1 protein-coding gene is annotated in these 2,296 nt (G+C 63.0%); it reads right to left on the bottom strand.

The window, feature by feature from the left end; all coding sequences use genetic code 11:
- Window positions 1-488: 488 nt before the first annotated feature.
- Window positions 489-1,121, bottom strand: coding sequence for a hypothetical protein (locus DT057_RS34625; protein WP_128566519.1), 633 nt, complete (start codon window positions 1,119-1,121; stop codon window positions 489-491).
- Between the last annotated feature and the right edge of the window lie 1,175 nt (window positions 1,122-2,296).

Below are 2,296 nucleotides of genomic sequence, written 5' to 3' on the forward strand. Positions count from 1 at the left end.
CCTGCTCGCAGACGACCTCCTGATCGAGGCCCGGATCCCGCTGCGGCACCTGAACGAGTGGCCGGCCGTGAGTCGTAGGGCTCATGCCTCGTCACCAGTCCCGTTTTCGATTGCCGAGTAAGGTCGGCGGGGTAGATCGCGATCTCGAACCCGCGAGCGATCTCGTCGGCGGTGGTCTCGGGCCAGCAGTCGAGTATCAGGTCGACCGTGAGGGGGAAGTTGTCCGGCTCCGTGATGCCCTCGCTTCCAAGCAGCATCTTGACGATGAGGGTGGGGTTAGTCGGTCACAGCTTCCTTCTGATATGCCGACATTCCAGCATGGGGCTCAGACATTGCCGTTTCCGGCCACGACGTTGGTACCTGCCACCGCCGATTGGTGTCAGTCACCGTCCGTCGCGCGCGTAGAGGCTGGAAACCTCTCTGGTAACCAGATGGCGCACCTGCGTTCACCGCAGTGACCCGAAGCTGTACCTGTTCTTGTCGGACACTCATCTCTTGAGCCCGCGATTGAGGCTCTTGAGCAGCAACTGCGTGTGACCGTCGACGATCGCTTCGGCGGCCTCGACCTTTGCCATCTCACGCTCGAAGGTCGCCCAGCGCATCCCCTTCGGCTTGACGATGTAATCGCCGATGCCCTCGCGGCTGCCGAGTTGGTGGCGCAGCTTGAAAGCGCGGCCGAGGGCGCGGTCGCGGGGTGTCTCACGCTGCGAACGATAGCCGAGCCGATAGGCCTGACGAGAGGCGAAGGTGAGGGCGCCGTTGGGCAGGTGAAGCTTGGTGACACGCCGTCCGGTGCGCGGGCAGACGAACCACCAGCGCCGGCTACCGAAGGGCTGCGGCGTCGTCTCCAGCGTGACCCAGTAATCCGATGCGTGCTTCTCGCCGCCCCAGCGGGTCGTAGTATAGTGCAGGCGCACGCGGCCGTGCTCGTCATCCAGGTGAGCCTCGTAGCCGACTGAAGCGACGCGCTCGCCCGTGCTCGTGTTCGTCCAAGTCAATGAGCCGCCCCAACTCTGGCCCGGCCGGAAGAAGCCGTCGCGCAGGAGTTTGGCGAGGTTGAGCGTCAGCCCGTCCTCGATCGTGGGCTTCCCACCCGATCGTCCGCTGCCAAGGCCACCCATGTCACCTTCCTATCTACAGCATGTCCGGGAAAGACGGCTTCGGGTAGCAGGAGAACTCGGAGTGAGCTCAGATTTTTCCGAAATGCTGTGGCTAACTGATCTAAAATCAAAGCGGGCGATGCATCAGCGGGCGGAGAGCGAGATACCTGATGGGGTGGTGATCCGGGGAGAGGGCATGGCTTCGCCTACCAGCGGCGAAACCAAGTGACCTGACGGGTATGGAGCCGCCGTACGAGCCGGTCACGGATCGGTGGACGAAACCTTGTTCGGGGAGGCCGGGGTCAGGCGGTCGGCCTTTACTCGCCGCTTCATCCCTCACGGGATCTGACGCGGAACCACCGGGAGGCGCACCGATCGGCCGCCCGGCTGTCTGTGGGGTCGGGGCGACCCGTTCCCACTCCTGCAGGTTCACCATGACCTCAACGATGGAGGCAGGATCGCTGCTTGTTGCCGGTGCCCTCCGGCTATGGCGAGGTTTCCCGGACCTGGCCTGGCTAGCCACCCGGACCCCGGCTCCGCGAGGGAGCTGGCTATATCGGTGAGGGTACTTGTTCATGATTCGTTCGGCAAGCCGAGCCGAATGCTTCTTCCTGTTCACAGACTGCTTTCAGGGGAAAGCTCATCCCGCGTGCCCCTTGGAGGCAGTTGCCTGCCGGATGTAGCCGACCGCCATTCTGGTATCCCGGAGCCCGGACTGGTCCATGATCCGGGCGAGGTCCGCCCCGCGCTCGGCTGCCATCGCCGGTAGAAAGCTTGAATGCAGACGGAGGAAAGCGCTACCTCACGCTTGCTCGCCGCCTTCCTGCGCGGCTTCTTGAGCGCTACCTGTAGTCTTAGGCGAATTTGTTGCCGATGTTGCCGGGTAGTTGAGTCGTAAGACCACCGCGGTACCTCAGAGGACGTTCGTTCAGCTTCCTGTCCGACGCTGCCACGTCGATCAGACCATCAGGACTCAGAACGAGCAAGCCTCTGACTTTCCACACAGAAACGGTTTTGCGCGAGACGCCGCGGTGCCGCGAGAACTCGGCCTGAGTGACGAACGACGATGCCATGAGTATTAACCTGTGAACGTGTTACCGGGTTTTCGAGGCTGAACCCTGGACACATCTCTTGCTCGCGCGGACCCGCATGGGGTGGGGGGCCTCAGAGGGACCCGAGAACTCATGTGCTGTACG

The sequence above is a fragment of the Methylobacterium crusticola genome, from assembly GCF_003574465.1.
GTDB classification, from domain to species: domain Bacteria; phylum Pseudomonadota; class Alphaproteobacteria; order Rhizobiales; family Beijerinckiaceae; genus Methylobacterium; species Methylobacterium crusticola.

What these genes read in the sequence shown, in the direction of transcription:
- DT057_RS34625 (WP_128566519.1), bottom strand. Translation starts at nt 1,121, where the DNA reads ATGGGTGGCCTTGGCAGCGGACGATCGGGTGGGAAGCCCACGATCGAG.